The sequence below is a fragment of the Bacillus sp. 17RED48 genome (assembly GCF_019837545.1).
In the GTDB taxonomy this organism is placed as follows: domain Bacteria; phylum Bacillota; class Bacilli; order Bacillales; family Bacillaceae_G; genus Bacillus_A; species Bacillus_A wiedmannii.
This window is the reverse complement of record NZ_JADAXG010000001.1, coordinates 522,673-543,963: the sequence shown is the minus strand read 5'-3', so window position 1 is coordinate 543,963 and position 21,291 is coordinate 522,673. Positions and strand designations below refer to the sequence as shown.

Here is a 21,291-nt window from a genome sequence, read left to right as displayed (position 1 = left end):
ATCCTCCTACTTTTATGTAAATTATTGATTTACTTTTACCATTGATGGGCGAATCACACGGTCTTTTAGTTTATAACCTTTTTGGAATTCTTCAACTACCGCGTTTGATTCAAATTCACTATCTTCCACTTGCATAATAGCTTGGTGTTCATTAGGATCAAACTGTTTACCAACAGCTTCAATCGCTTCAACACCTTCTTTAGTCAACGCTTCTAGCAATTGACGATGCACCATTTCCATACCTTGTAACAAGGATTTCGTTTGTTCATCAGTCGCTTCCACTTGCATCGCTCTTTCAAAATTATCAAGAGCTGGCACAATATCTGAAACTAGACTTTGTGCTCTATATTTTTCAGCAGCCTGTTTATCCATTTGGACACGACGCTTATAATTTTCAAAATCAGCTTGTAGACGTAATGTGCGACCTTCCGTTTCCGTTAGCTTCGCTTGTAACTCATCTACTTTTTCTTGTAAAAGAGCAGCCTCACTTTTTTCTTCTACAGTTTTTTCACTGTTTTCTGTCGTGACAGCTTCTTCAACTTGCGCTTCTTTTACTTCTTCTACCACTTGTTCGTTACGCTCTTCCACAATATTCACCTCCTTAAAAGGTATTAGGTATTATGCTGAACACAATTACCTAAGCATTATATATTACACACAGCAATGAAAATTTCATTACTTGAGCGAATGTATTACTCTCATTTACTTTTTAAGCCCATCAGTAAATTGTCTCGTAAATAACTGTAACAAACTAATTACCCGAGAGTATTGCATTCTTGTCGGACCTAAAATAGCAATTGTTCCAAGCTGTTCTTCTCCAATCGAATATGTTGCAGAAATTAAACTACAATCTTCCATGGCTGTCGCAGAGTTTTCCCTACCAATGTTCACTTGAATACCTACTTGTTTATGACGCAAAATGTCATAAAACTCAGCTTCATTATCAATCATCGTCAACAAGGATCTTACTTTGTGAATGTCATGGAACTCTGGTTGCGAAAGCATATTTGCTTTACCTCCAAAGTATATCTTTTCCGATAAAGGAACTTGAAATGTACCATCTAACATTTTTATTGCACTATCGTAATTATGAACATATCCACGTAAAACTGTAACAATCTCTTTAAAGATTTTGTTATGCAGTTCTACCATTGGTACACCCGATAGCTTTTCATTTAAAATATTAACCATTTTTTCTAAATCTGATAAATCAACAGATTCCGGAACGGTAATCGTTTTGCTTTGTACATGCCCTGTATCCGTTACAATAATAGCGACTGCAGTCTGACGATCAAGCGGTACAATTTGTACGTTTTTAAGTTTATTTGTGCTTAACTTCGGTCCAAGAACAATGGCCGTATAATTCGTAAGCTCTGATAAAATTTGAGCCGATTGCTGTGCAATCTTTTCCGCTTCAAAAATTCTTTCAGCAAATAAATCTTTAATTTGTACAATTTCATCGTTCGGTAAGTTTTGCGGCGCTAAAAGATGGTCTACATAAAAACGATATCCTTTTTCAGAAGGAACACGTCCTGAAGAACTATGCGTTTTCTCAATAAACCCTAGTTCCTCTAAATCAGCCATTTCATTTCGAATAGTAGCTGAACTAAACGTAATTTCATCTTTCTTAGCCAACGTCCTCGACCCAACAGGTTGCGCTGATCCAATAAAGTCATCAATAATTGTTTGTAAAATTAAGAGCTGACGTTCCGTAAGCATCTCATCATCACCTCTGTTAGCACTCTTTGTCTTCGAGTGCTAAATCTATTAATAACTTACCAAAATTGACATTCAATTGTCAACGGAAACGTCACGAAATAATGAAACTTTTTCACGTTTATGGAACATTTAATTAGTCAATCAAAAACGATTGGAATACTTCATTCCCTAATAATTTTCCTTTTCGCGTTAAACGAACATATCCATCTTTCTCTTCAAGCAATCCTTGTTCTTGATTTTTTTGCAACTGCTTCGCGAAAACTTGATCCATCTCCATATTAAATTTCATTTGAAACGCTACTTTAGATACACCTTTTGTTTTTCGAAGGCCTAAGAACAACTCTTCTTCCATTCTTTCTTTCTCCGTCACCGCGTGAACATCTAAATACGGAAATCCAGTTTCATCGATTTTATTGAAATATTGCTTGAGCGGCCCTACATTTTGGATACGTTCTCCATTTACATAACTATGCGCTCCAGCTCCAAATCCATAATACTCCTCATTATTCCAGTATGTGAGATTGTGTCTACTTTCATTATCACCTTTTGAGAAATTGCTAATTTCATACTGGGTATAGCCGTGTTTCTCCATTTCATCCATTACCATTTCATACATTTTCGCTTCATGATCTTCACCTGGGAGTCTTAATTTCCCTTTATTCATTAAGTTATAAAACACAGTTTTCGGTTCCACAATTAATGAATATGCCGAGAAATGTTGTACACCAAGCGTAAAAGCAATGTCTAATGTTTCTTTTACATCTTCTATCGTCTGCCCTGGCAGAGCATAAATAATATCTACATTTATATTTTCAAAGCCCACTTCCTGCGCTTCTCTAATTGCTACAAATGCATCTTCCCTCGTATGCTTACGCCCAATTTTCTCAAGCAAATCATCCCGAAATGTTTGCACGCCAAAACTAATTCGGTTCACTCCACCTTCTAGCAATACATTTAACTTCTCTTTCGGTAAATCACCTGGATTCGCTTCAAATGTTAATTCACAATTTGGAGCAAACGGACGTAAGCGACGGTTTATAATATCTAGTAACTTTTTTGTCTGTTCCATATTTAACGCTGTCGGAGTTCCTCCACCAACAAAAATCGTTTTCATACTATCAAACGGTACTTTTTGAACTGTATTTATTATTTCTTTCTCTAAATACTCTAAATATTGATCGACCGGTTGGCGTTCAATAAACACTTTATTAAAATCACAATAGTGACAAATATGCTGACAAAATGGAATATGAATATATGCAGCTTGCACCAAATATAACTCCTACCTTTCTAAAAAGAAAACCTCCGCACTCCGGAGGAATCTTCACTTCTCTAACGTATTACGAATTTGTTCCATTCGCATTTTTCCCCAATCATACATCATTTCAACGATCGGTAAAAGCGACATGCCTAATTCCGTCATATAATACTCTACTCGCGGAGGAACTTCTGGGTATACTGTTCGGTCAACAATCCCATCTTCCATTAACTCTTTTAATTGGTTCGACAAAACTTTATGAGAAATGCTTGGGAATAATCGTTGCAATTCACTAAAACGATGAGGCCCTTCCACACCAAGATGCCACAGTATCACAACTTTCCACTTCCCGCTAATAATAGAAAGCGTCAATTCCTTTTCACAATTAAAATTGCCATTTTTTATTTTCTCGTGAATATCTTTTCGAATATTTTCGGACATTAATAGTCTCCTAACTCTATATCAATCATTCATAAATATAGCCACCTCACTATTGTAAATGAGAGAAGCTACGTTGTCTAAAAAGTAATTATACATAAAAAAGAAGCCGTATAAACGACTTCTCTTTTTATCTCAATTCGTACGAAATAACAATTAATTATTAGTTATCATCCATTTTCAGTACAGCCATGAATGCTTCTTGCGGTACTTCTACAGAACCAACAGACTTCATACGTTTTTTACCTTCTTTTTGCTTATCAAGAAGTTTACGCTTACGAGAAATGTCACCACCGTAACATTTCGCAAGTACGTTTTTACGCATCGCCTTAATTGTAGAACGTGCTACAACCTTGTTTCCGATAGTCGCCTGAATTGGTACTTCGAACTGTTGTCTTGGAATTAATTCTTTTAACTTCTCTACGATTACTTTACCACGGTCATACGCTGAATCACGGTGTACGATAAATGATAGAGCATCGACTTGTTCATTATTTAAAAGAATATCCATCTTCACAAGTTTCGACGGTTTATAACCGATTAACTCGTAGTCAAACGATGCATATCCTTTCGTATTTGATTTCAACTGATCGAAGAAGTCATATACGATCTCTGATAAAGGAATTTCGTATGTTAGTGTAACACGTGTTTCATCTAAATATTGCATATCAATAAACGTTCCACGTTTACCTTGGCAAATTTCCATTACAGCTCCCACATAGTCATTCGGAACCATAATTGACGCCTTCACAAACGGCTCTTCTACACGATCGATAGACTGTGGATCCGGCATATTAGATGGGTTATCAACAATAACATCTTCACCGCTTGTTAAATAAACTTTATAAATAACGCTTGGCGCTGTTGTAATTAAATCAATTTTAAATTCACGTTCAATACGTTCTTGAATGATTTCCATGTGAAGAAGTCCTAAGAAACCACAACGGAAACCAAATCCTAGCGCTTGAGATGTTTCTGGTTCAAACTCAAGAGCAGAATCGTTTAACTCTAATTTTTCTAACGCATCACGTAAGTCGTTGTAACGTGCAGAATCGATTGGATATAAACCACAGAATACCATTGGGTTTAATTTACGATAACCCGCTAACGCCTCTGTAGCCGGACGTTTTGCATGTGTAATTGTATCACCTACGCGTGTATCACCTACGTTTTTAATAGATGCCGCTAAGAACCCTACATCACCTACTGTTAACTCGTCACGTTGCGTTGTTTTCGGTGTAAACACACCTACTTCTGTTACTTCAAATTCTTTTCCAGTTGCCATCATACGTACTTTATCGCCAACTTTTACCGTTCCATTTACAACACGGATATATGCAATTACACCGCGGTACGGATCATATAAAGAATCGAAAATCATACATTGTAACGGTTCTTCAGAATCACCTGTTGGTGCTGGTACTTTTTCAACGATTTGTTCTAAAATATCTTCAATACCAATACCAGCTTTCGCTGAAGCAAGTACAGCTTCTGATGCATCTAAACCAATTACATCTTCTACCTCTTGACGTACACGTTCTGGGTCTGCACTTGGTAAGTCGATTTTATTAATAACTGGTAATATTTCTAAATTATTATCAAGCGCTAAATATACATTCGCTAATGTTTGCGCCTCAATACCTTGCGCTGCATCCACTACAAGAATTGCACCTTCACAAGCCGCTAAACTACGAGATACTTCGTACGTAAAGTCGACGTGTCCTGGTGTATCAATTAGGTGAAGAATATACTCTTCACCGTCTTTTGCTTTATACGTTAATTGTACTGCATTTAATTTAATTGTAATACCACGCTCACGCTCTAAATCCATAGAGTCAAGCAATTGAGCTTTCATTTCACGTTGTGTTAACGCGTTTGTTTTCTCTAAAATACGGTCTGCTAACGTTGATTTTCCGTGGTCAATATGAGCAATGATAGAGAAATTACGGATTTTAGACTGTCTTTTTGCTCTTTCTTCTTTGTTCATCTATGTTCTCAACTCCTAATAGTCTCGCCAATATACACTAGCACTGATTATATCAATAGAGCAGCAAAGATTCAATGAAAACTCGTGCTGCTTACAATACAAATCATTCTATCTATATCTTATGCGAACAAACCATAAGAGACAAACCTTTTTCAAATTAAAAAACGGCTGTCGTACAAAATGGTAAGACAACCGTTCCTCCTGCTACCCTTAACTAAAAATCTCTTTCACTTTCCCAACAACTATATCCGTTCCAAACTTTGTTACTTCATAAGTAGCACTTGCTATTGCCATACCAATTCCTTCTACAACATTAAAGCTTTTTAAGCTTTCTAATTGTTTTTGTTTTTCAGTAACGGAAAACGAACTTCCCAAAATTGCTGATTCAGCACCCGCACCCTCTGTCCCTGTCATATGAGCTATTTGTTCATACGACATTTGCTGATAACCTTTCATACTTTTTAAACCATGATTAGCAAGTGCCACCCCTGCTATTATCATAAGTAAACATAAGGCCGCACTACATATACATAATAGCGAAAAATGGCTTAAACGATTATCGTCTCTTCCCATCAATGTGTATACGCTCCTGTATTATCTTGGTCAATTTGATGATGCAAGGCTGCATTTAAACCACTCGCTATTACATTTGCCATATCCTCTATGAAAGCATCCACTTCTTTCGGAGTCACCATTAAATTATGGCCAAGAGGAGATAACACTTCATAAATTAATTTTCTCTTCTCTTCATCTTCCAATGTACCTACAGCACCTAAAAACATATTCCGACTCTTATCATCCGGCATATCTTCTTCTGTTAATTTTTTCTTTTCTCCAAATGTAAAACCAGCTGGTAACAGAGAACGGGAAGGTTTGTTTCCTTCTTTCATCTCCCGTCCAAAATGTTTCAAAATAAAATCAATTGTATCACTTGTAATCGAAACGGCATCAACCACAGTCGGAACACCAATCGCGATAACAGGAATACCCAATGTTTCTTTACTGAGTTCCTTACGCTTATTCCCAACACCTGATCCGGGATGAATTCCCGTATCAGAAATTTGTATCGTACTATTTACTCGTTCAATAGAGCGGGCAGCTAATGCATCAATTGCAATGACAAAGTCCGGCTTCGTCTTCTCAATGATTCCATAAATGACATCGCTCGTTTCGATTCCTGTAATTCCCATTACCCCCGGCCGAATGGCACTAACAGGCCTAAACCCTTCTTCTACACTTTCAGGCTGCAATTGAAACAAATGTCTCGTTACCAATACATTTTCTACAACGATCGGTCCAAGCGCATCTGGCGTTACATTCCAATTCCCAAGACCAACAATTAAACAACTCGCTTCTTTCGTAACGCCAACCTCTTCTAAGAAATAAGAAAATTCCTTTGCAAAAATGCGCTCTACTTTTTGTTGCAGTTCCGTATCTTGTTGACGTATACCTTGTACTTCAAGCGTTAAATAACTCCCAGGTTTTTTACCCATCGATTCAGAGGCAACTTCATCAATCGTTACTTTTGTAATCGTAATACCTTCTTCTTCCCTCTCTTTTACAATAACTCCTTGTATCCCTTTTTGCTCTTCTTGACTCTCTTGCAGCATTTGATGTGCCTCTACAGCAAGGTCAGTTCTAACACTATATTTACTTAAATCTAATGGTTCTTTCATCGTATCTCCTCCGTAATTCATAGTAAATATCGTTAGATTTCCCAAAGTTATATAAGGTCATTCTTTCCTTTACGTGAAATTTCATTGATATACTATTGCAATTCTCTTCACCGTTTGATAGAATATCACTTGTTCTATGTTAAGAATCGAGTCATTCGATTGCACCAGGGAGGTGAAAAGTATGGCAAACATCAAATCTGCTATCAAACGCGCTAAACTTAGCGAAGAGCGTCGTTCACATAACGCTTCTATCAAGTCTGACATGCGTTCTGCTGTTAAAACTGTAGAAGCTTTAGTTACTAATAACGATCTTGAAAATGCTAAAGAAGCTTTCAAAACTGCTTCTAAAAAACTTGACAAAGCAGCTCGTAAAGGTCTTATCCACCAAAACGCTGCAGCTCGTCAAAAATCTCGCTTAGCGAAACAAGTAAACGCGTAAGGCGTTTAAAAAACGATCCATTTGGATCGTTTTTTTATATACAAAAAGTTCACGTGCTTAGCACGTGAACTTTTTGTTTCATCACATATGATTTAACCGCATTAAGAAAAACTCAAGCACAAGTTTCTTATCCATTTTTCCAGTCTTCATACTATAATCAGCTTCCGCTAATTCTATAATCACTTTTTTTAATTCTTCAAAAGAGAAAAACTTCGTTTGATTCATCGCTAACTTTACACGATATGGATGCACACCAATATGAGACGCAATTTGATTTTGTCCATAACCACGCTGCTGTAACTCTTTCACTTGATAGAGCAAGCGGAATTGACTTACTAATAACGCAAGCAGTTTAATCGGTTCCTCTTGCTGCGTAAATAATCCATCCAAAATTTGCATCGCACCCGCGATATCTTTTTTTACCACTCTTTCTGTCAAAGCAAACACATTTTGTTCAACCGATTTTGGCACAAGCTCTGCAACAAGTTTCGGTGTAATCTCTCCGCCCATACCGACGTATAACGTTAACTTGTCCATTTCCTTCGCCAACATCGTTACATTACTTCCCACAAGCTCTAACAACAAACTAACAGCTGCATTATCTATATGCACATGCACTTCATCTGCACGAGCAACAATCCACTTCTGAACATCCTGCACTTGCATCGCATTCGCTTCTACTACGTCCGCTGTTTTCTTTAATAGTTTTGTAATTTTTTTTCGTTCATCAAGTTTTTCGTAAGGCGCAACAAAAACAAGAATAGAAAATGGAGAAGGCTCTCCAATATATTCTTCTAAAATTTTTATATTTTGCTCTAATTTTTCTTTTTGTGAAGTTAAAAATAGTGGTGATTTTATTACTATCACTTTACGTTCCCCAAAAAAAGGAAGTGTACGTGCATCCTCAACAACATCTTCTAAATACGCTTCTTCTAAATCATATGTCACAACATTAAACTCGCGATCTTCCTCTTCAAGCGCTTCTGTTGTAATAAGCTTTATCGTTTCATTTATAAAAAACGCTTCCGTTCCATACAGTAAATACACTGGAGCAAACTGCTTCTTTTTAATCTTTTTATGTATATCACTCATACTTTTTCCTACTCCCTAACTTGGCAATATATATTTATACTAATGCCCTAGCTTTCGTTTTACAAGTACAAAGGAACAGGCTTTATAACCCGTTCCTTTATTTATATTAAACGCCACGCAATAAGCCCCGGGTTTCTTATTGGTGTGCGGTAATCACCTTCCCTTTATTATTCACAATAAAAATTCGAGTATAAGTGCCAACTGTTAACATGCTTGGAAACAAAAAACTCACGTTCCTTAATGATCTAAAAGTAGTAAAAACGCTCGATTTCTCTTCACACTGGAAATTGTAGATTTTTTTCTGACAATATTTTATACTAAAGTGGAATGTTGGGGAGGGATTCTAAATGAATGATTTTGAACAAAACGTTCAAAGTAAACGCAATGACGCTATTGATTCAGGGGTAGGATTTATCGTCTCATTTGGTTTTTTCGCAACACTTTTCATCATTGCAACTGTTATTAAATTTATCGGTTCTTAAAGACTGCTGCCTACTGGCAGTCTTCTTTTTTATCTATTATGTGTTTCATCATATGTGATTTTACTACGAAAGGTTCCGTGTTCCTCTTTAAAAACATAGGAAATAGCGCCTTGCTTATCCGTACGCCATATTTCAATTCCCATCTTCTCAAAACGCTCTATAACTTCCTTATGAGGATGCCCATACCTATTACGCTCACCGACAGAAATAATCGCTACATCAGGCTGTACAGCGCTCAAAAAAGGCGCTATAGATGACGTATTACTCCCATGATGAGCAACCTTTAAAACATCCGCCCGTAAATCTGGATACGTAGCTATTAAAAACTTCTCTCCTTCTTCTTCTAAATCACCTGTAAACAGCCACGTTAACCCTCCTAATTTTGCCCATATTACAATTGAAGCGTTATTTTCACTTCTTGCTTTTCCTGTTGGAGCTAACACAAAAAATTCCGCTTCATTTACACTCCAATTCTCTCCTTCCCCCACTTCACTTATTTTCACTTCCTTTTCTAATGCCTGTTTCTTTAATACTTTTTCTAATACCGCATCTTGTTCCTTTCGGCCAAATACAACTTCTTTTACAATTATATTCGATAATAACTCTTGCGCAGCACCTATATGATCCGCATCTCCATGCGTTACGATTAATTTATCGATGGTTTTAATACCTTCCTTTTGTAAATAAGGGATTAAAATATCATTTCCAACAGAAAATTCATGCTTTTTCCGCTGCCATTCTTCCTTATTTACACGCATTGTGCCACCAGTATCAATGAGGTAAATCTCTTTATCGTACGGGAGGCGAATTAATATTGCGTCTCCCTGTCCAACATCAAGAAATGTAACACTCCCACTTTCTCGAAAATACGGATATAAATAATGACATGTACAAACAAAAAGAAATATACCTGAAGCTATGAACATAATTTCCTTCGACACCCGCCTTTCCCAAATCATCAATATACTAACAATACTCGCGCAATATAGAGCTACAAGAAGTATAGGCGTTTGCCCGAAAACAAGGCGGATAAATGGTAAACTTTCACAATAACTTAGAAAATCATTAGAAAAATTCAAACCTATTGATAGTACATTCGCAAGTCCTTTTGCAAGAAACGGGACGATCGGTATACATACCAAAACGATAATACTACACGGCAATACAATGAGAGATAAAAACGGAACGTATAGGATATTAAGAAAAATACTATATGGAGAAAAATAACCGAAGTGATATAACAAAATCGGAGTACTAACGAGTTGTGAAATAAGAGAAATATAAATGGAATTTCGAATTACTCCATTACTACTATCTAGTAAAAGCGGGGCTGACAAAAGCAAAGCGAAACTACCAACGAACGAAAACTGAAAGCCAATATTAAAAACAAGATACGGATCAAATATAAGCATGCATATAGCTGTAACACTTAAAGCATCTAAGCTGGATAAACGAATAGAACATATGAAAGCAATCAACATCAAAACTCCTGTTATAGAAGCTCTTATAACAGACGGTGACGCTCCTGCTAAAATCATATATAGAGGAATGCAAAAGATCAGACATATTGTCACTACCTCCCTCGTCACACCACTTCTTAGTAAAATAAAATACACAATCACCATTAACAATACGATATGCGATCCTGAAATCGCCAACAAATGTACAAGACCAAATTGCTGATATTGCTCTTCAACTTCAAATGTCATTTGTTGTCTATCACCAAATACTAATGCATTCATAAATGCACCTGATTGCTCCGGAAACATTTCTGTAACGCCCGAGATTGCTTGCTGTCTCAAAAGAAGAATCCATTGCACGAGTGACAACGAAGTTTTTTGGCATTCAGAAATATATGTAGCCTCCAATATGAAATGAATATTTTGCTTATACAAATAATCACGATAATTAAAACCATGAAAATTCCGAGCTATTGGTGGTTCTTTCCTCTCACCTTCGAATACACATGATACTCCTGCATGTAATTGTCGCAGTTGTTTCTTTTCCAAGGCCGATTTAATTTTGTAACTTAACTGCACTATATTTTTATTCTGATCTTCAACTTGAAATGTTAGGCGATCCCCGTTAATAAGAGGTGTATTTTGTATTACCCCCCTTGTAACTTCGTAAGGTTCTCCTAGAGGCTTGTTTTGCTCTTGAATATAAGTAGTGTACATAGCACCACTAAAACACGCTAACATACAAAAAAAGAAGGTTTTACGCGAAGTACGATATAAACAATAGAAAACATACAAAACGAGACAACAAGTCAGCAATACAACTGAAGTGGAAAAGGCAATTGCAATCCCTATGATAAATGAGATTGCAACATAGCCCCATTGTCCATACAACTATACTCACTCCTTATAGCATCATTTTTGCTTTCGTGAATACATGCTGTAATTCTTCCATTGATAAGTTTTCTTTTTCTAAAGATGCAAATAGTTCTTTTAACTCCATATGACGCTTTTGATCCTCTAATGCTGCAATATTATATTCTAGCGGAACGTGTTTCACTGTTACATTCGCTTTTTCAAATAACTCTACAGCATATGGATGATTTTTATAATCCTGCGCATAATAAACTGCTGTAATACCACTTTGAATAATCGCCTTACAGCATTGTAAACAAGGGAAATGTGTAACATAAATTTCCGCTTCCTCCGTTTTCACACCGAATTTTGCACACTGTAATAAAGCATTCATTTCTGCGTGAATTGTACGAACACAATGATTATCGATAACGTAGCATCCATCATCTATACAATGTACGCCACCTTTAATTGAACCATTGTATCCACCAGCAATAATTCGTTTATCACGAACGATTGTCGCTCCTACTGCAAGCCTTGTACATGTACTACGTAAAGATAGCAGATGGCTTTGCGTCATAAAATATTGATCCCATGAAATTCGTTCCATATTTTTCACCTACTTTTTTGTCTACTTGTAGTGTAGCGAATGAAGAAAAACTTCGTCAATCTTTTACGGAATAATAATTTGATCTTTTATTTTTTCCAATGACTTCACACCGATCCCATCAATCTCTAACAAATCTTCTATTTTCTGAAAAGGACCATGTTCTTCTCGATATTTCAAAATACTTTCTGCTTTCCGAGAACCAATGCCTGTAATTTTTTCAAGTTGTTCTTTAGAAGCCGCATTTATTTGAACTTTCCCCTCCCCCTTTGAAATAGCAGCTACTTCTTGTACTTGTTCATTTTTATTCGGCACATAAAGGATCATTTGGTCTTGTACCATTTGTGCTAAATTTACATTCTTCCTATCTGCCTCAGGCAAAAAACCACCTGCCTTTTCAATGGCATCCTTGACCCGGTCCCCTTCTTTCATTTCATACACCCCTTCTTTAACAACAGCCCCTTTCATATCAATTATAATTATTTTTTTCTGCTGCTTTATATCCGATATTTTCGGTTTACTTTTTTTCTCTATCTCTTTCGCTTGCACATCCGTTGCAACGACTGATCGCTCTGTATGCTGGTTCGTTTTCCAAAAAAGAAGAAAAAGTACAGTTCCAATAATAGCTACTAACCCTAACCATTTCTTTGGAAAATCCCACATCATTTTACACCTCTAATCATAAATTTATAACATCATTCATATTGTTTAGGAGAAAGCTGTTACGAAGGAGGGATGAAACATTGAACATAGGAATTATAGGGACAGGGAACATGGGGAATATACTAATCGACGCATTTTTAGAAACCCGTGCTGTCAAACCTTCGTGCCTTACAATCATTAATCGAACGCCCGCCAAAGCATATCATATAAAGGAAAAATACCCTTCTGTTCATATAGCCAAAACTATCGATGAGGTAATCGAACGATCACATCTTATTTTTATTTGCGTAAAGCCGATAGATATATACCCGATCCTACAAAAATACGCTGAACATTTTTCTGATGAAAAGTGCTTAGTTTCTATCACAAGTCCAATATCTCCGTCACAATTAGAGACGCTTGTACCTTGCCACATTGCACGTATCATTCCGAGCATTACAAACCGCGCCCTGTCTGGCGCATCACTATTTACATTTGGAAGTAAATGCTCTGAAGAGTGGCAACAAAAGCTATTTCGCCTATTCAAAAACATTTCTACTCCTCTTATGATAGAAGAAGATATAACGCGCGTTTCATCTGATATAGCAAGCTGCGGCCCTGCATTCTTTAGTTATTTATTACAATGTTTCATTAACGCTGCTGTAGATAAAACAAATATTACACATGAAGAAGCCACTACTTTAGTAAGTGAAATGGTCATTGGAATGGGGAAACTACTTGAAAAAGAGATTTTCACATTGCCTACTTTACAAGAAAAAGTATGTGTTAAAGGCGGCGTTACAGGAGAAGGCATTCGTGTTTTAGAAGAACATGTTGGGGATATGTTTCATAAATTAATTGAGCGGACACACGAGAAATTTGATGAAGATTTAAAATGCGTCGATCAACAATTCAATAAACACACATAATAAATACGCCATCGTCATTCCAAATCCTTTTTATAAATACTTACTTTTTTACATTACATTTTCACTTAAACTAGCATTTTCACACTTCACGTATATCATCTTCCTATTATGCTAGAACTAAAATTACAACTTCTTTATAAAACAAAAGCAACCTTATCGGTTGCTTTTGTTTTATGCGTTTTTCTTCGCCATGAAGAAAATACGCTCTGTTTGTTCTGTAACTTCAAGTCGCTCAAAGTCACCAGTCACACGAAGCACTGTAAAACCAGCTTCTTCAAGCCATTTCGTTAACTCTTCAACCTGATATGCACGTTGCACGTGACATTCGTCAAAACGATGGTACACATCTTCTTCTGGGTCTTGAACAAAGAATGTTAAATCATGTTCTACACTATTTGATTCTTCACCAGGGAAGCAATTCCAAATAAGAGATATTTCTTCTCCATTCACTGTGTATGTTTCATTTTGAAATACATGATGTATTTTATATAAAGAATGTACATCAAATAAAAACAAACCATCTTGACGTAAATGGTGAAACACTCTTCGAAATGTTTCTTGCACTCCATCTTCTTGCAATACATAATTTAATGAATCACAAAAAATCGTTACACAGTCAAACTCACCTGGAACATCAAGCTCTCGCATGTCTTGTTGGTAAAAAGGAATAAAGTATCCTTCTCCGCCTAGTTTTTGCTGAGCGACCGTTAACATCTCTTCTGAAAGATCGACACCGATTAAATCGTAACCCTTTTGTACAAGCGGAAGTGTTACATTACCAGTACCGCATGCTACATCAAGAATCTTCGCCTCTTTCATATCCGCTTGCTGTAAACTTTCTTCTGTGAATTCCACCCATTTATCATAAGGAACATCATTCATTAGTTCGTCGTACAACAATGCAAATTGTTCGTATTTCATTGGTCTAGCTCGTCTGTAATATCCTCACGTGGCACATCGCCCCAAAGACGCTCTAAATTATAGTGATTACGCTCATCTTTATGGAATACATGAGCAACTACATCTCCAAGGTCAACTAGTACCCAGCGTGCTTCGTCAAAACCTTCCATACGTTGTACGTCGATTTCAAACTCATGTGCTTTTGATTTAATTTCACGCGCAATTGCTTGCACTTGCTTATCTGAGTTACCGTGACAAATAATGAAATAATCTGCAATTGGTGAAATACCTTGCATATTTAGGACAACCATATCTTCTGCTCTTTTATCATCAGCCGCTTTTGCTGCTAATACTAATAAATCTTTATCTTTCATTTACTAATTTCCTCCTTGATAACTGCGTTGTATGTTTGGAATGTTAATGGATAAATCGTTTGATTTTTTTCCATTAAAAATTGAATTGTTCGCTTTAACGCAAATAATAAAGCTTGATTTATATCCGTATATGCTAGTTTGCGAGCTTCCTCCACCCCTGGAAATTTTCGCCCAGGCTCAATGTAATCAGCTACATAAATTACTTTATCTAACATCGTCATTTTCTCATGACCACTTGTATGATATGTAATAGCTTGCAGGATTTCAGGATCCGTAATGCCTACTTCTTTTTCTACTAAGTATGCCCCAACAGGTGCATGCCATAACTCTTTGTTATAACAAAGTAAATCTTTCGGCAAACCTTCACTTTTAATAATCTCTTCCATCTCAGAAATCGCTCTACACTTCGCATAATCATGGAATATAGCTGCAACTTCAGCCTTTTTTTCATCCACACCGTATAACTTAGCAAGTTCAATTGCTGTCTCCATTACACCTATTGTGTGTATATAACGTTTTTCATGCATTTGTTGTTTGACAATATGAAGTGCTTTCTCACGATTCATACAACCCATTCCTCTCGATATACACCTGTACTTTTTCAGGAAGTAAATATTTACACGTTCTCTTCTCTTTATATCTCTCACGCAATAAAGATGAAGAAACTGCAAACTCCGGAATTTCCACAGTGGTGATAGGATAAGGTGTACGCAATGTATAACCAGGTCTTGCAACCCCAACAAACGTCACAAGATCAAGTAACGCTTCAATGTTATACCACTTCGGTAAATACTCAACCATATCTCCACCAATAATAAAGTGAAACTGCACATCCGGATACTTCTTCGTCAATTGTAACATAGTGTCATACGTATAAGATGGGCCCTTCCTGCTTAGCTCTTCTAAACAAATAGAAAAATGTTCCTCTGCCTCAGTCGCAAGCTCTAACATTTGTAAGCGATTTTCTACACTTGTAATATTCCGCCCTTGTTTATGCGGCGGAATTTGGTTCGGTAAGAACCATACTTCTTCTAAATTTAAAGCGTGATATACTTCATTTGCAATTAGCAAATGCCCATAATGCGGCGGATCAAATGTACCGCCAATGATGCCAATTTTTCTCAAAAGAAACGCCCCTTCCTTTTACCTACAGTAACTCTCTTCATTCCTATCCGAAGAGAGTTACCGTTAATAAAAGTTCAATTGGTTTCGCTCTCTACATCATTACGCACTAACGATAAAAAATAGCATATGCTATTCTTTTGATCGCGGAAGTTTAATTTGTTTATTTTCTCTAGATTCTTTGTATAAAACGATTGTACTTCCAATTACTTGAACGATTTCAGCACGTGCGCCTTTTGCAAGTTCTTCTGCAACTTCACGACGATCGAATTCACAGTTTTGTAGCACACTTACTTTAAATAGTTCACGAACTTCTAAAGTATCTGCGATTTGTTTAATCATATTTTCATTTACTCCACCTTTTCCTACTTGAAAAATTGGTGTTAAATGATGTGCTTGTGCACGTAAAAATCTTTTTTGTTTTCCTGTTAACATATATGTTAGCCTCCAAGCTTTCTTATAACTAATTGTTTCATTCTATCGATATTTGGTACACGCCCTGTCCACATTTCAAATGCAAGCGCACCTTGATAAACAAACATATCAATACCATTTTGAATCATTGCACCTTGCTCTTTTGCCTCACATAAAATTTTCGTTTCAAATGGATTATAAATTATATCTGATACAATCGTCCCTTTTTTTAACGAAGAAATTTGTAATGGCGTATGTTCAACGCGTGGATGCATACCTATCGTTGTCGTCTGAATGATAATATCATAATTTCCTTGTTCTTCCGTTGCTTTTTCTAGCGATAAAGCAACAGAATTAACAGTAGCCGTACATGCAGCAATAAGTTCTTTCGCCTTATTTACTGTACGATTAGCTACATCAATCTCTTTCACACCTACATCAGCAAGAGAAAAATAAATAGCTCGACTAGCACCACCTGCGCCAAGCAATAAAATACGTTTCTCCTGAAGTGGTTCACTACTAATTGACTGCAGCGCTCGGACAAAACCAATTCCATCTGTATTGTAGCCAATTAATTTCCCATCATTATGAACCACTGTATTTACTGCACCAATTTGTTTTGCTAGTGGGTCAATCTCATCCAAATAATCCATAATAGCAACTTTGTGCGGAGTTGTTACATTAAATCCTGAAATACCTAATGCTTTTAAACCTCTTACTGCTTCCCCTAGCACTTCCTCTTTAACAAGAAATGCATGATAATGGGCATCCATATTCAAGTGTTCAAATGCATCGTTATGCATAACGGGTGATAATGAATGTCCAATTGGATTTCCGATTACACCATATAATTGTTTCATAAATCCCTCTCCATATTAAATTAAAGATTTACGTAGCGAAACACTTACTCCTTTTGGTACGTGTGCAACAATTTTTGCTCCCGGTTCGTTTACCGTAACCCATCCTAATCCAGAGAATACAACATCCGTTTTTGGTTCACGAATATTAAATTCGTATTTCACTAACTCTGGCATATTTTCTAATTCTTCTGGTGTTGGCGGGCTTAGTAAATCCCCAGCATGATTTTTATACAATTCATCTGCTTTCTCAAGCTTTGTACGATGGATTGTTAAACGATTCGAGAAGTGACAAGTAAACGCACGACGACCACCACTTACATAATCAAAACGTGCCAATCCACTGAAGAATAATGTTTGTTCTTCATTTAATTGGAACACCATTGGCTTAATTTCTTTTGTTGGTGTAATAAGCTTTAAGCTTTCTTTTCCAACATAATGAGCCATTTGATGGTGGTTAATAATACCTGGCGTATCATATAAAGAAGATTCTTCGTCTAACGGAATATCAATTAAATCAAGTGTTGTTCCTGGGAAATGAGATGTTGTAATTACATTTTCAGTCTCATCACTAAATTCTTTAATCATACGATTAATAAATGTTGATTTTCCTACATTCGTACATCCAACAACGTAAACATCTTTTCCGCCGCGGTAATACTCAATAGCATCTGCCAGCTCAGCAATCCCTTGTCCCCTTGCTGCACTAATTAAAAAGACATCTTCTGGCTTTAATCCTAGCTGCTTTGCACTATAGCGCATCCAATGCTTTACTTTATCATGTTTTACTGACTTAGGAATTAAATCAGCTTTATTTCCAACAAGTAATACTTTATTATTTCCCACGAAACGATGTAAACCAGGTAACCAGCTACCATTAAAATCAAAAATATCTACAATCTTAACTACTAATGCATCTGATTTTCCAATTCCGTTTAGAATACGTAGGAAGTCATCATCTGTTAATGATACATCTTGAATTTCGTTGTAATGCTTCAAGCGAAAACAGCGTTGACAAATTACTTGTTCTTTCTCTAAAGATGAGGCAGGAGCATATCCTACTTCATTTTTATCTTCTGTTTGAATTTCTACACCGCAACCAATACATTTAATTGTTTCAGTCAAACTTTATTCCTCCCAGTTAATTAAACCTTTTTTCTTCATATTTCTCATAATTCTTCGTTCAATTTTTCGATTAAAGCGCGTTACTAATCCGTCCGTTTGTGCTACCGGTACAACTAAAATCGTATGAAGTCCCACTCGGTTTCCACCTAAAACATCCGTTAATAACTGATCTCCAATTACTACAACTTCATCTGGCTGCAGGTGCATCTCTTGTATCGCACGCTTAAACGCGCGAACAAATGGTTTACGCGCACTATGAATAAATGGAATACCTAATGGATCAGCAAAGTCTTTCACACGTTGCTCATTATTATTTGAAACGACCGTTACTTGAATGCCTTGCTCTTTCATTTTCAAAAACCATTCTTCAAGTTGTGGCGTTGCATTTGGACGATCCCATTCAATTAACGTGTTATCTAAATCAGTAATGACACCTTTAATTCCACGTTTTTTCAAATCTTCTGGTTGAACATGATATACATTTTTCACATATTCATTTGGTAAAAATAGCTTCAATTTCTTTCACCTCTTTGAGGAGTTTTCATAAAAATTTTTCGACAACATATTTCGATATATGACCTGTGGATAAAATTGTACACATTTTCCACATTAATTTATCAGTCAATTTGGAATTTACTAACAATCTATACACATTTTATCCACCTAGGTATGTGGATAACCACTCGTTTGTGACTGTCATATTTTTTTGGTACATTAAATGCAACAACGAATCAATCCTTAAATTATTAGGAGGTGACTCACCTTGAAAACAAAATATATGGAACAGTTATCTACTGAGTTACTCACTGAGTCTTATTATAAAGCAAAAGAACTAAAATTAAATCCCGACTTCATTTTACTTATAAAACAAGAAATGATTAGACGCTCATTAGAGGACAAGCTTGTCAAATCGTCTTGATTACATATAAAGTGAAATTTTAATGAGCTAACTTGTAAAAAGAGCCATCCTGCGATGGCTCTCGAATAAACAAGTACTCCCATCTAGGGAATTTCATCATTAAGCATCTTTGTCCATAACTCTTGCTTACAGTTATAAAATGTTTTCTTTACTTATGAGCCGAACGAGTAGCAATTTTTTCACCAAGACGAATCTCTTGTCCACTCTTCAATTCCTGCACTACTTTTATCATATCTTTTTCAAACAATAACACAACTGTTGAACCAAATGTAAAGTATGCCATTTCTTCACCTTTTTGAACAGTGTCTCTTTCATGCAACAGCTCAATACTATTAACAAACATAGCTCCTACTTTTACAAGTGCCATATGTTCACCGTCACTATTTACTTCTGTAACAGAGCGATAATTTTTTGACAATGGCTCTTTCCCGTATTCCATACCAGCTGCATTTACCGGATATGACTTTCTACCAAGTACAAACCTTTCAGTCACAGAACCGGAAAGCGGACTATGAATACGATGATAATGACTTGGGCTTAAATAAATAACCATGTATGTACCACCTGCATATCGCTTTGCACGTTCTTCATTACCTAGCATATCCACGATTGAATAACGCTTACCTTTAATATCAAATGTTTTTGTGTCCTCAATAGGACCGTAATCAGCAAAAACACCATCAACAGGACTAACGATACTCGATGCATCTGTATCAACACTACGTTTTCCTTCTTTTAGCTTACGCGTAAATAATTCATGCAATGTTCTATATTCCTTCAAACCCTTTTCCATCTCATCTTGGTTAATTTGAAAAACTTTCGCATACGATGGAATAATGATAGAGCTCAAACGAGATTGTGCAAATTTACGCAATATATAAGAAGTAAAACGACCATTTGTAAGTTCGATCATAAGTCGATATAATGTACGTCGCAAATTGCGAAACCTCCTAATCAGTCTATAACTTTAGCTTCCCCTTCTTTTCCTTCTATATCATATGTAAAATTGGTTCTTATTCCCACATATCATATAGAACTGTTTCATTATACATGCGGAAAACTAAGTATGGTATTATTCTTAAATTGTTTAGCACCCTCTAATATTACAGATAGAATCCGTCATTTTCAACAGTGAACATAGATTTCTTCTGAACACAACTCTTTTTCTTTCCTTATTTACAAAAAGAAAAGCAGCCCATTTTAAAATATGGCTGCTTGCAATGTACATTATTCTTTCGCTTTTTTCTCTTTTTCAGCTCTTACAAATTCATGGAACATTTTCATTAAAGCGCGCTTTTCAATTCTTGATACGTAGCTTCTGGAAATACCAAGTGCCTTCGCAATCTCTCGTTGCGTTTTCTCCTTATCAAGCCCCAGTCCAAAACGCTTCACGATTACTTCTTTCTCTCGTTCGTCTAAAATATCGATATACTCTTTAATCTTTTCTAACTCCATACTAAGCTGAATCATATCAATTACATCTTCAGACTCTGATTTTAATATATCGATAAGCGATATTTCATTCCCCTCTTTATCTTGCCCGATCGGATCATGAAGTGAAACGTCTTTTTTCGTTTTTTTCAGTACACGTAAATGCATCAAAATTTCATTTTCAATACAGCGTGCTGCATACGTCGCAAGTTTTGTGCCTTTTCCTGCCGAATAGCTCTCGATCGCTTTAATGAGCCCAATTGTACCAATTGAAATTAAATCTTCTGCATCTTCTCCTGTGTTTTCAAATTTTTTAACGATATGAGCTACAAGCCGTAAATTATGTTCAATTAACAGATTTCTCGCTTGAGCATCACCTTGCTCCATTAACTCTAAGTACTTTCTCTCATCGTCTGATGATAACGGCTGCGGAAACGCATTATTCTTCACATAAGAAACAAAGACAAACACTTCTCGAACCATATATCCAATTGCGGCGAATAGACTCAAACCTTTCACCTCCGCCAAAATAGTGGTCTTTACTATGTGTATGTGGGCGTGAGGTTGT

At 36.3% G+C, this 21,291-nt stretch carries 25 protein-coding genes; 4 read left to right on the top strand and 21 right to left on the bottom strand.

Annotated elements, in window-relative coordinates; all coding sequences use genetic code 11:
- Positions 1-21: 21 nt before the first annotated feature.
- The 7 genes from grpE to gpr all read right to left on the bottom strand — a co-directional run bounded on the left by grpE (position 22) and on the right by gpr (position 7,078).
- Positions 22-588: a nucleotide exchange factor GrpE gene (grpE, locus tag ILT06_RS02915; protein WP_088048097.1), complete on the bottom strand. Its 567-nt coding sequence runs from the start codon at positions 586-588 to the stop codon at positions 22-24.
- Positions 589-702: 114 nt separating this feature from the next.
- Complete coding sequence (gene hrcA, locus ILT06_RS02910) at positions 703-1,719, bottom strand: heat-inducible transcriptional repressor HrcA (RefSeq protein WP_064474768.1); 1,017 nt, start codon at positions 1,717-1,719, stop codon at positions 703-705.
- A gap of 133 nt (positions 1,720-1,852) precedes the next feature.
- Positions 1,853-2,992, bottom strand: coding sequence for a radical SAM family heme chaperone HemW (gene hemW / locus ILT06_RS02905; RefSeq protein WP_222654809.1), 1,140 nt, complete (start codon positions 2,990-2,992; stop codon positions 1,853-1,855).
- 51 nt (positions 2,993-3,043) lie between these two features.
- Positions 3,044-3,418, bottom strand: coding sequence for a winged helix-turn-helix transcriptional regulator (locus tag ILT06_RS02900; RefSeq protein WP_064474766.1), 375 nt, complete (start codon positions 3,416-3,418; stop codon positions 3,044-3,046).
- Positions 3,419-3,578: 160 nt separating this feature from the next.
- Positions 3,579-5,402, bottom strand: coding sequence for an elongation factor 4 (lepA, locus tag ILT06_RS02895; RefSeq protein ID WP_064474765.1), 1,824 nt, complete (start codon positions 5,400-5,402; stop codon positions 3,579-3,581).
- A gap of 210 nt (positions 5,403-5,612) precedes the next feature.
- Positions 5,613-5,978 (bottom strand): YqxA family protein, encoded by a 366-nt coding sequence (locus ILT06_RS02890; RefSeq protein WP_081257180.1) that lies wholly within the window; start codon positions 5,976-5,978, stop codon positions 5,613-5,615.
- Positions 5,975-7,078 carry a GPR endopeptidase gene (gene gpr, locus ILT06_RS02885; RefSeq protein WP_064474763.1) on the bottom strand — a complete coding sequence of 368 codons (1,104 nt, stop codon included), beginning with the start codon at positions 7,076-7,078 and terminating at the stop codon, positions 5,975-5,977. The genes ILT06_RS02890 and gpr overlap by 4 nt, the downstream gene beginning before the upstream one ends.
- 181 nt (positions 7,079-7,259) lie before the next feature.
- Between gpr and rpsT the strand changes: the two genes are divergently transcribed.
- Positions 7,260-7,517, top strand: coding sequence for a 30S ribosomal protein S20 (rpsT, locus tag ILT06_RS02880; RefSeq protein WP_001274014.1), 258 nt, complete (start codon positions 7,260-7,262; stop codon positions 7,515-7,517).
- Positions 7,518-7,598: 81 nt separating this feature from the next.
- Here the strand turns inward: rpsT and holA are convergent, their stop codons facing one another.
- Entirely contained in the window at positions 7,599-8,609 is a 1,011-nt protein-coding gene (gene holA / locus ILT06_RS02875; protein ID WP_064474762.1) for a DNA polymerase III subunit delta, read from the bottom strand.
- 347 nt (positions 8,610-8,956) lie between these two features.
- Between holA and ILT06_RS02870 the strand changes: the two genes are divergently transcribed.
- The gene (locus tag ILT06_RS02870) at positions 8,957-9,091 is read left to right on the top strand and encodes a YqzM family protein (RefSeq protein ID WP_000997609.1); all 135 of its coding nucleotides are present in this window, start codon (positions 8,957-8,959) and stop codon (positions 9,089-9,091) included.
- A 29-nt stretch (positions 9,092-9,120) separates the two neighbouring features.
- Here ILT06_RS02870 and ILT06_RS02865 read toward each other — a convergent pair whose 3' ends face one another.
- The 3 genes from ILT06_RS02865 to ILT06_RS02855 all read right to left on the bottom strand — a co-directional run bounded on the left by ILT06_RS02865 (position 9,121) and on the right by ILT06_RS02855 (position 12,676).
- On the bottom strand, positions 9,121-11,442 hold the full coding sequence (locus tag ILT06_RS02865) for a DNA internalization-related competence protein ComEC/Rec2 (protein WP_088048094.1): 2,322 nt from the start codon (positions 11,440-11,442) through the stop codon (positions 9,121-9,123).
- Between the two features lie 13 nt (positions 11,443-11,455).
- Positions 11,456-12,013 carry a ComE operon protein 2 gene (locus ILT06_RS02860; RefSeq protein ID WP_000439786.1) on the bottom strand — a complete coding sequence of 186 codons (558 nt, stop codon included), beginning with the start codon at positions 12,011-12,013 and terminating at the stop codon, positions 11,456-11,458.
- A 63-nt stretch (positions 12,014-12,076) separates the two neighbouring features.
- On the bottom strand, positions 12,077-12,676 hold the full coding sequence (locus tag ILT06_RS02855; RefSeq protein WP_088048093.1) for a helix-hairpin-helix domain-containing protein: 600 nt from the start codon (positions 12,674-12,676) through the stop codon (positions 12,077-12,079).
- Between the two features lie 77 nt (positions 12,677-12,753).
- On the opposite strand from ILT06_RS02855, the gene comER reads away from it, so the two are divergent.
- Positions 12,754-13,581, top strand: a complete 828-nt coding sequence (gene comER / locus ILT06_RS02850) for a late competence protein ComER (RefSeq protein ID WP_064474758.1) — start codon at positions 12,754-12,756, stop codon at positions 13,579-13,581.
- 171 nt (positions 13,582-13,752) lie between these two features.
- On the opposite strand, the gene ILT06_RS02845 is transcribed toward comER, so the two are convergent.
- The 8 genes from ILT06_RS02845 to ILT06_RS02810 form a co-directional block, all read right to left on the bottom strand.
- Positions 13,753-14,502: a class I SAM-dependent methyltransferase gene (locus tag ILT06_RS02845; RefSeq protein ID WP_000873068.1), complete on the bottom strand. Its 750-nt coding sequence runs from the start codon at positions 14,500-14,502 to the stop codon at positions 13,753-13,755.
- Complete coding sequence (gene rsfS / locus ILT06_RS02840) at positions 14,499-14,855, bottom strand: ribosome silencing factor (RefSeq protein ID WP_000653202.1); 357 nt, start codon at positions 14,853-14,855, stop codon at positions 14,499-14,501. The genes ILT06_RS02845 and rsfS overlap by 4 nt, the downstream gene beginning before the upstream one ends.
- The gene (gene yqeK / locus ILT06_RS02835) at positions 14,852-15,421 is read right to left on the bottom strand and encodes a bis(5'-nucleosyl)-tetraphosphatase (symmetrical) YqeK (RefSeq protein ID WP_064474757.1); all 570 of its coding nucleotides are present in this window, start codon (positions 15,419-15,421) and stop codon (positions 14,852-14,854) included. The genes rsfS and yqeK overlap by 4 nt, the downstream gene beginning before the upstream one ends.
- The gene (gene nadD / locus ILT06_RS02830) at positions 15,411-15,980 is read right to left on the bottom strand and encodes a nicotinate-nucleotide adenylyltransferase (protein WP_001226041.1); all 570 of its coding nucleotides are present in this window, start codon (positions 15,978-15,980) and stop codon (positions 15,411-15,413) included. The genes yqeK and nadD overlap by 11 nt, the downstream gene beginning before the upstream one ends.
- A gap of 129 nt (positions 15,981-16,109) precedes the next feature.
- On the bottom strand, positions 16,110-16,412 hold the full coding sequence (gene yhbY / locus ILT06_RS02825) for a ribosome assembly RNA-binding protein YhbY (RefSeq protein ID WP_000955225.1): 303 nt from the start codon (positions 16,410-16,412) through the stop codon (positions 16,110-16,112).
- Between the two features lie 5 nt (positions 16,413-16,417).
- Positions 16,418-17,251, bottom strand: a complete 834-nt coding sequence (aroE, locus tag ILT06_RS02820) for a shikimate dehydrogenase (RefSeq protein WP_064474756.1) — start codon at positions 17,249-17,251, stop codon at positions 16,418-16,420.
- A gap of 15 nt (positions 17,252-17,266) precedes the next feature.
- Positions 17,267-18,373: a ribosome biogenesis GTPase YqeH gene (yqeH, locus tag ILT06_RS02815; RefSeq protein ID WP_064474755.1), complete on the bottom strand. Its 1,107-nt coding sequence runs from the start codon at positions 18,371-18,373 to the stop codon at positions 17,267-17,269.
- Between the two features lie 3 nt (positions 18,374-18,376).
- Positions 18,377-18,889 carry a YqeG family HAD IIIA-type phosphatase gene (locus ILT06_RS02810; protein ID WP_000765308.1) on the bottom strand — a complete coding sequence of 171 codons (513 nt, stop codon included), beginning with the start codon at positions 18,887-18,889 and terminating at the stop codon, positions 18,377-18,379.
- A gap of 247 nt (positions 18,890-19,136) precedes the next feature.
- Here ILT06_RS02810 and sda point away from each other — a divergent pair, with 247 nt between their 5' ends.
- A complete protein-coding gene (gene sda, locus ILT06_RS02805; protein ID WP_000853283.1) occupies positions 19,137-19,292 on the top strand; it encodes a sporulation histidine kinase inhibitor Sda in 156 nt (51 codons plus the stop codon).
- Positions 19,293-19,440: 148 nt separating this feature from the next.
- Here the strand turns inward: sda and ILT06_RS02800 are convergent, their stop codons facing one another.
- The gene (locus ILT06_RS02800; protein ID WP_064474754.1) at positions 19,441-20,229 is read right to left on the bottom strand and encodes a phosphatidylserine decarboxylase; all 789 of its coding nucleotides are present in this window, start codon (positions 20,227-20,229) and stop codon (positions 19,441-19,443) included.
- Positions 20,230-20,519: 290 nt separating this feature from the next.
- Positions 20,520-21,233: an RNA polymerase sporulation sigma factor SigK gene (sigK, locus tag ILT06_RS02795; protein ID WP_000051382.1), complete on the bottom strand. Its 714-nt coding sequence runs from the start codon at positions 21,231-21,233 to the stop codon at positions 20,520-20,522.
- Positions 21,234-21,291 lie beyond the last annotated feature (58 nt).

Bases quoted from the DNA above. Each gene is read 5' to 3' on its own strand.
- ILT06_RS02855 (WP_088048093.1), bottom strand. From the start codon at position 12,676: ATGATGTGGGATTTTCCAAAGAAATGGTTAGGGTTAGTAGCTATTATT.
- lepA (WP_064474765.1), bottom strand. From the start codon at position 5,402: ATGAACAAAGAAGAAAGAGCAAAAAGACAGTCTAAAATCCGTAATTTC.
- ILT06_RS02900 (WP_064474766.1), bottom strand. From the start codon at position 3,418: ATGTCCGAAAATATTCGAAAAGATATTCACGAGAAAATAAAAAATGGC.
- aroE (WP_064474756.1), bottom strand. From the start codon at position 17,251: ATGAAACAATTATATGGTGTAATCGGAAATCCAATTGGACATTCATTA.
- yhbY (WP_000955225.1), bottom strand. From the start codon at position 16,412: ATGTTAACAGGAAAACAAAAAAGATTTTTACGTGCACAAGCACATCAT.
- ILT06_RS02870 (WP_000997609.1), top strand. From the start codon at position 8,957: ATGAATGATTTTGAACAAAACGTTCAAAGTAAACGCAATGACGCTATT.
- hrcA (WP_064474768.1), bottom strand. From the start codon at position 1,719: ATGCTTACGGAACGTCAGCTCTTAATTTTACAAACAATTATTGATGAC.
- yqeK (WP_064474757.1), bottom strand. From the start codon at position 15,421: ATGAATCGTGAGAAAGCACTTCATATTGTCAAACAACAAATGCATGAA.
- rsfS (WP_000653202.1), bottom strand. From the start codon at position 14,855: ATGAAAGATAAAGATTTATTAGTATTAGCAGCAAAAGCGGCTGATGAT.
- ILT06_RS02860 (WP_000439786.1), bottom strand. From the start codon at position 12,013: ATGGAACGAATTTCATGGGATCAATATTTTATGACGCAAAGCCATCTG.
- gpr (WP_064474763.1), bottom strand. From the start codon at position 7,078: ATGAAAGAACCATTAGATTTAAGTAAATATAGTGTTAGAACTGACCTT.
- ILT06_RS02845 (WP_000873068.1), bottom strand. From the start codon at position 14,502: ATGAAATACGAACAATTTGCATTGTTGTACGACGAACTAATGAATGAT.
- rpsT (WP_001274014.1), top strand. From the start codon at position 7,260: ATGGCAAACATCAAATCTGCTATCAAACGCGCTAAACTTAGCGAAGAG.
- holA (WP_064474762.1), bottom strand. From the start codon at position 8,609: ATGAGTGATATACATAAAAAGATTAAAAAGAAGCAGTTTGCTCCAGTG.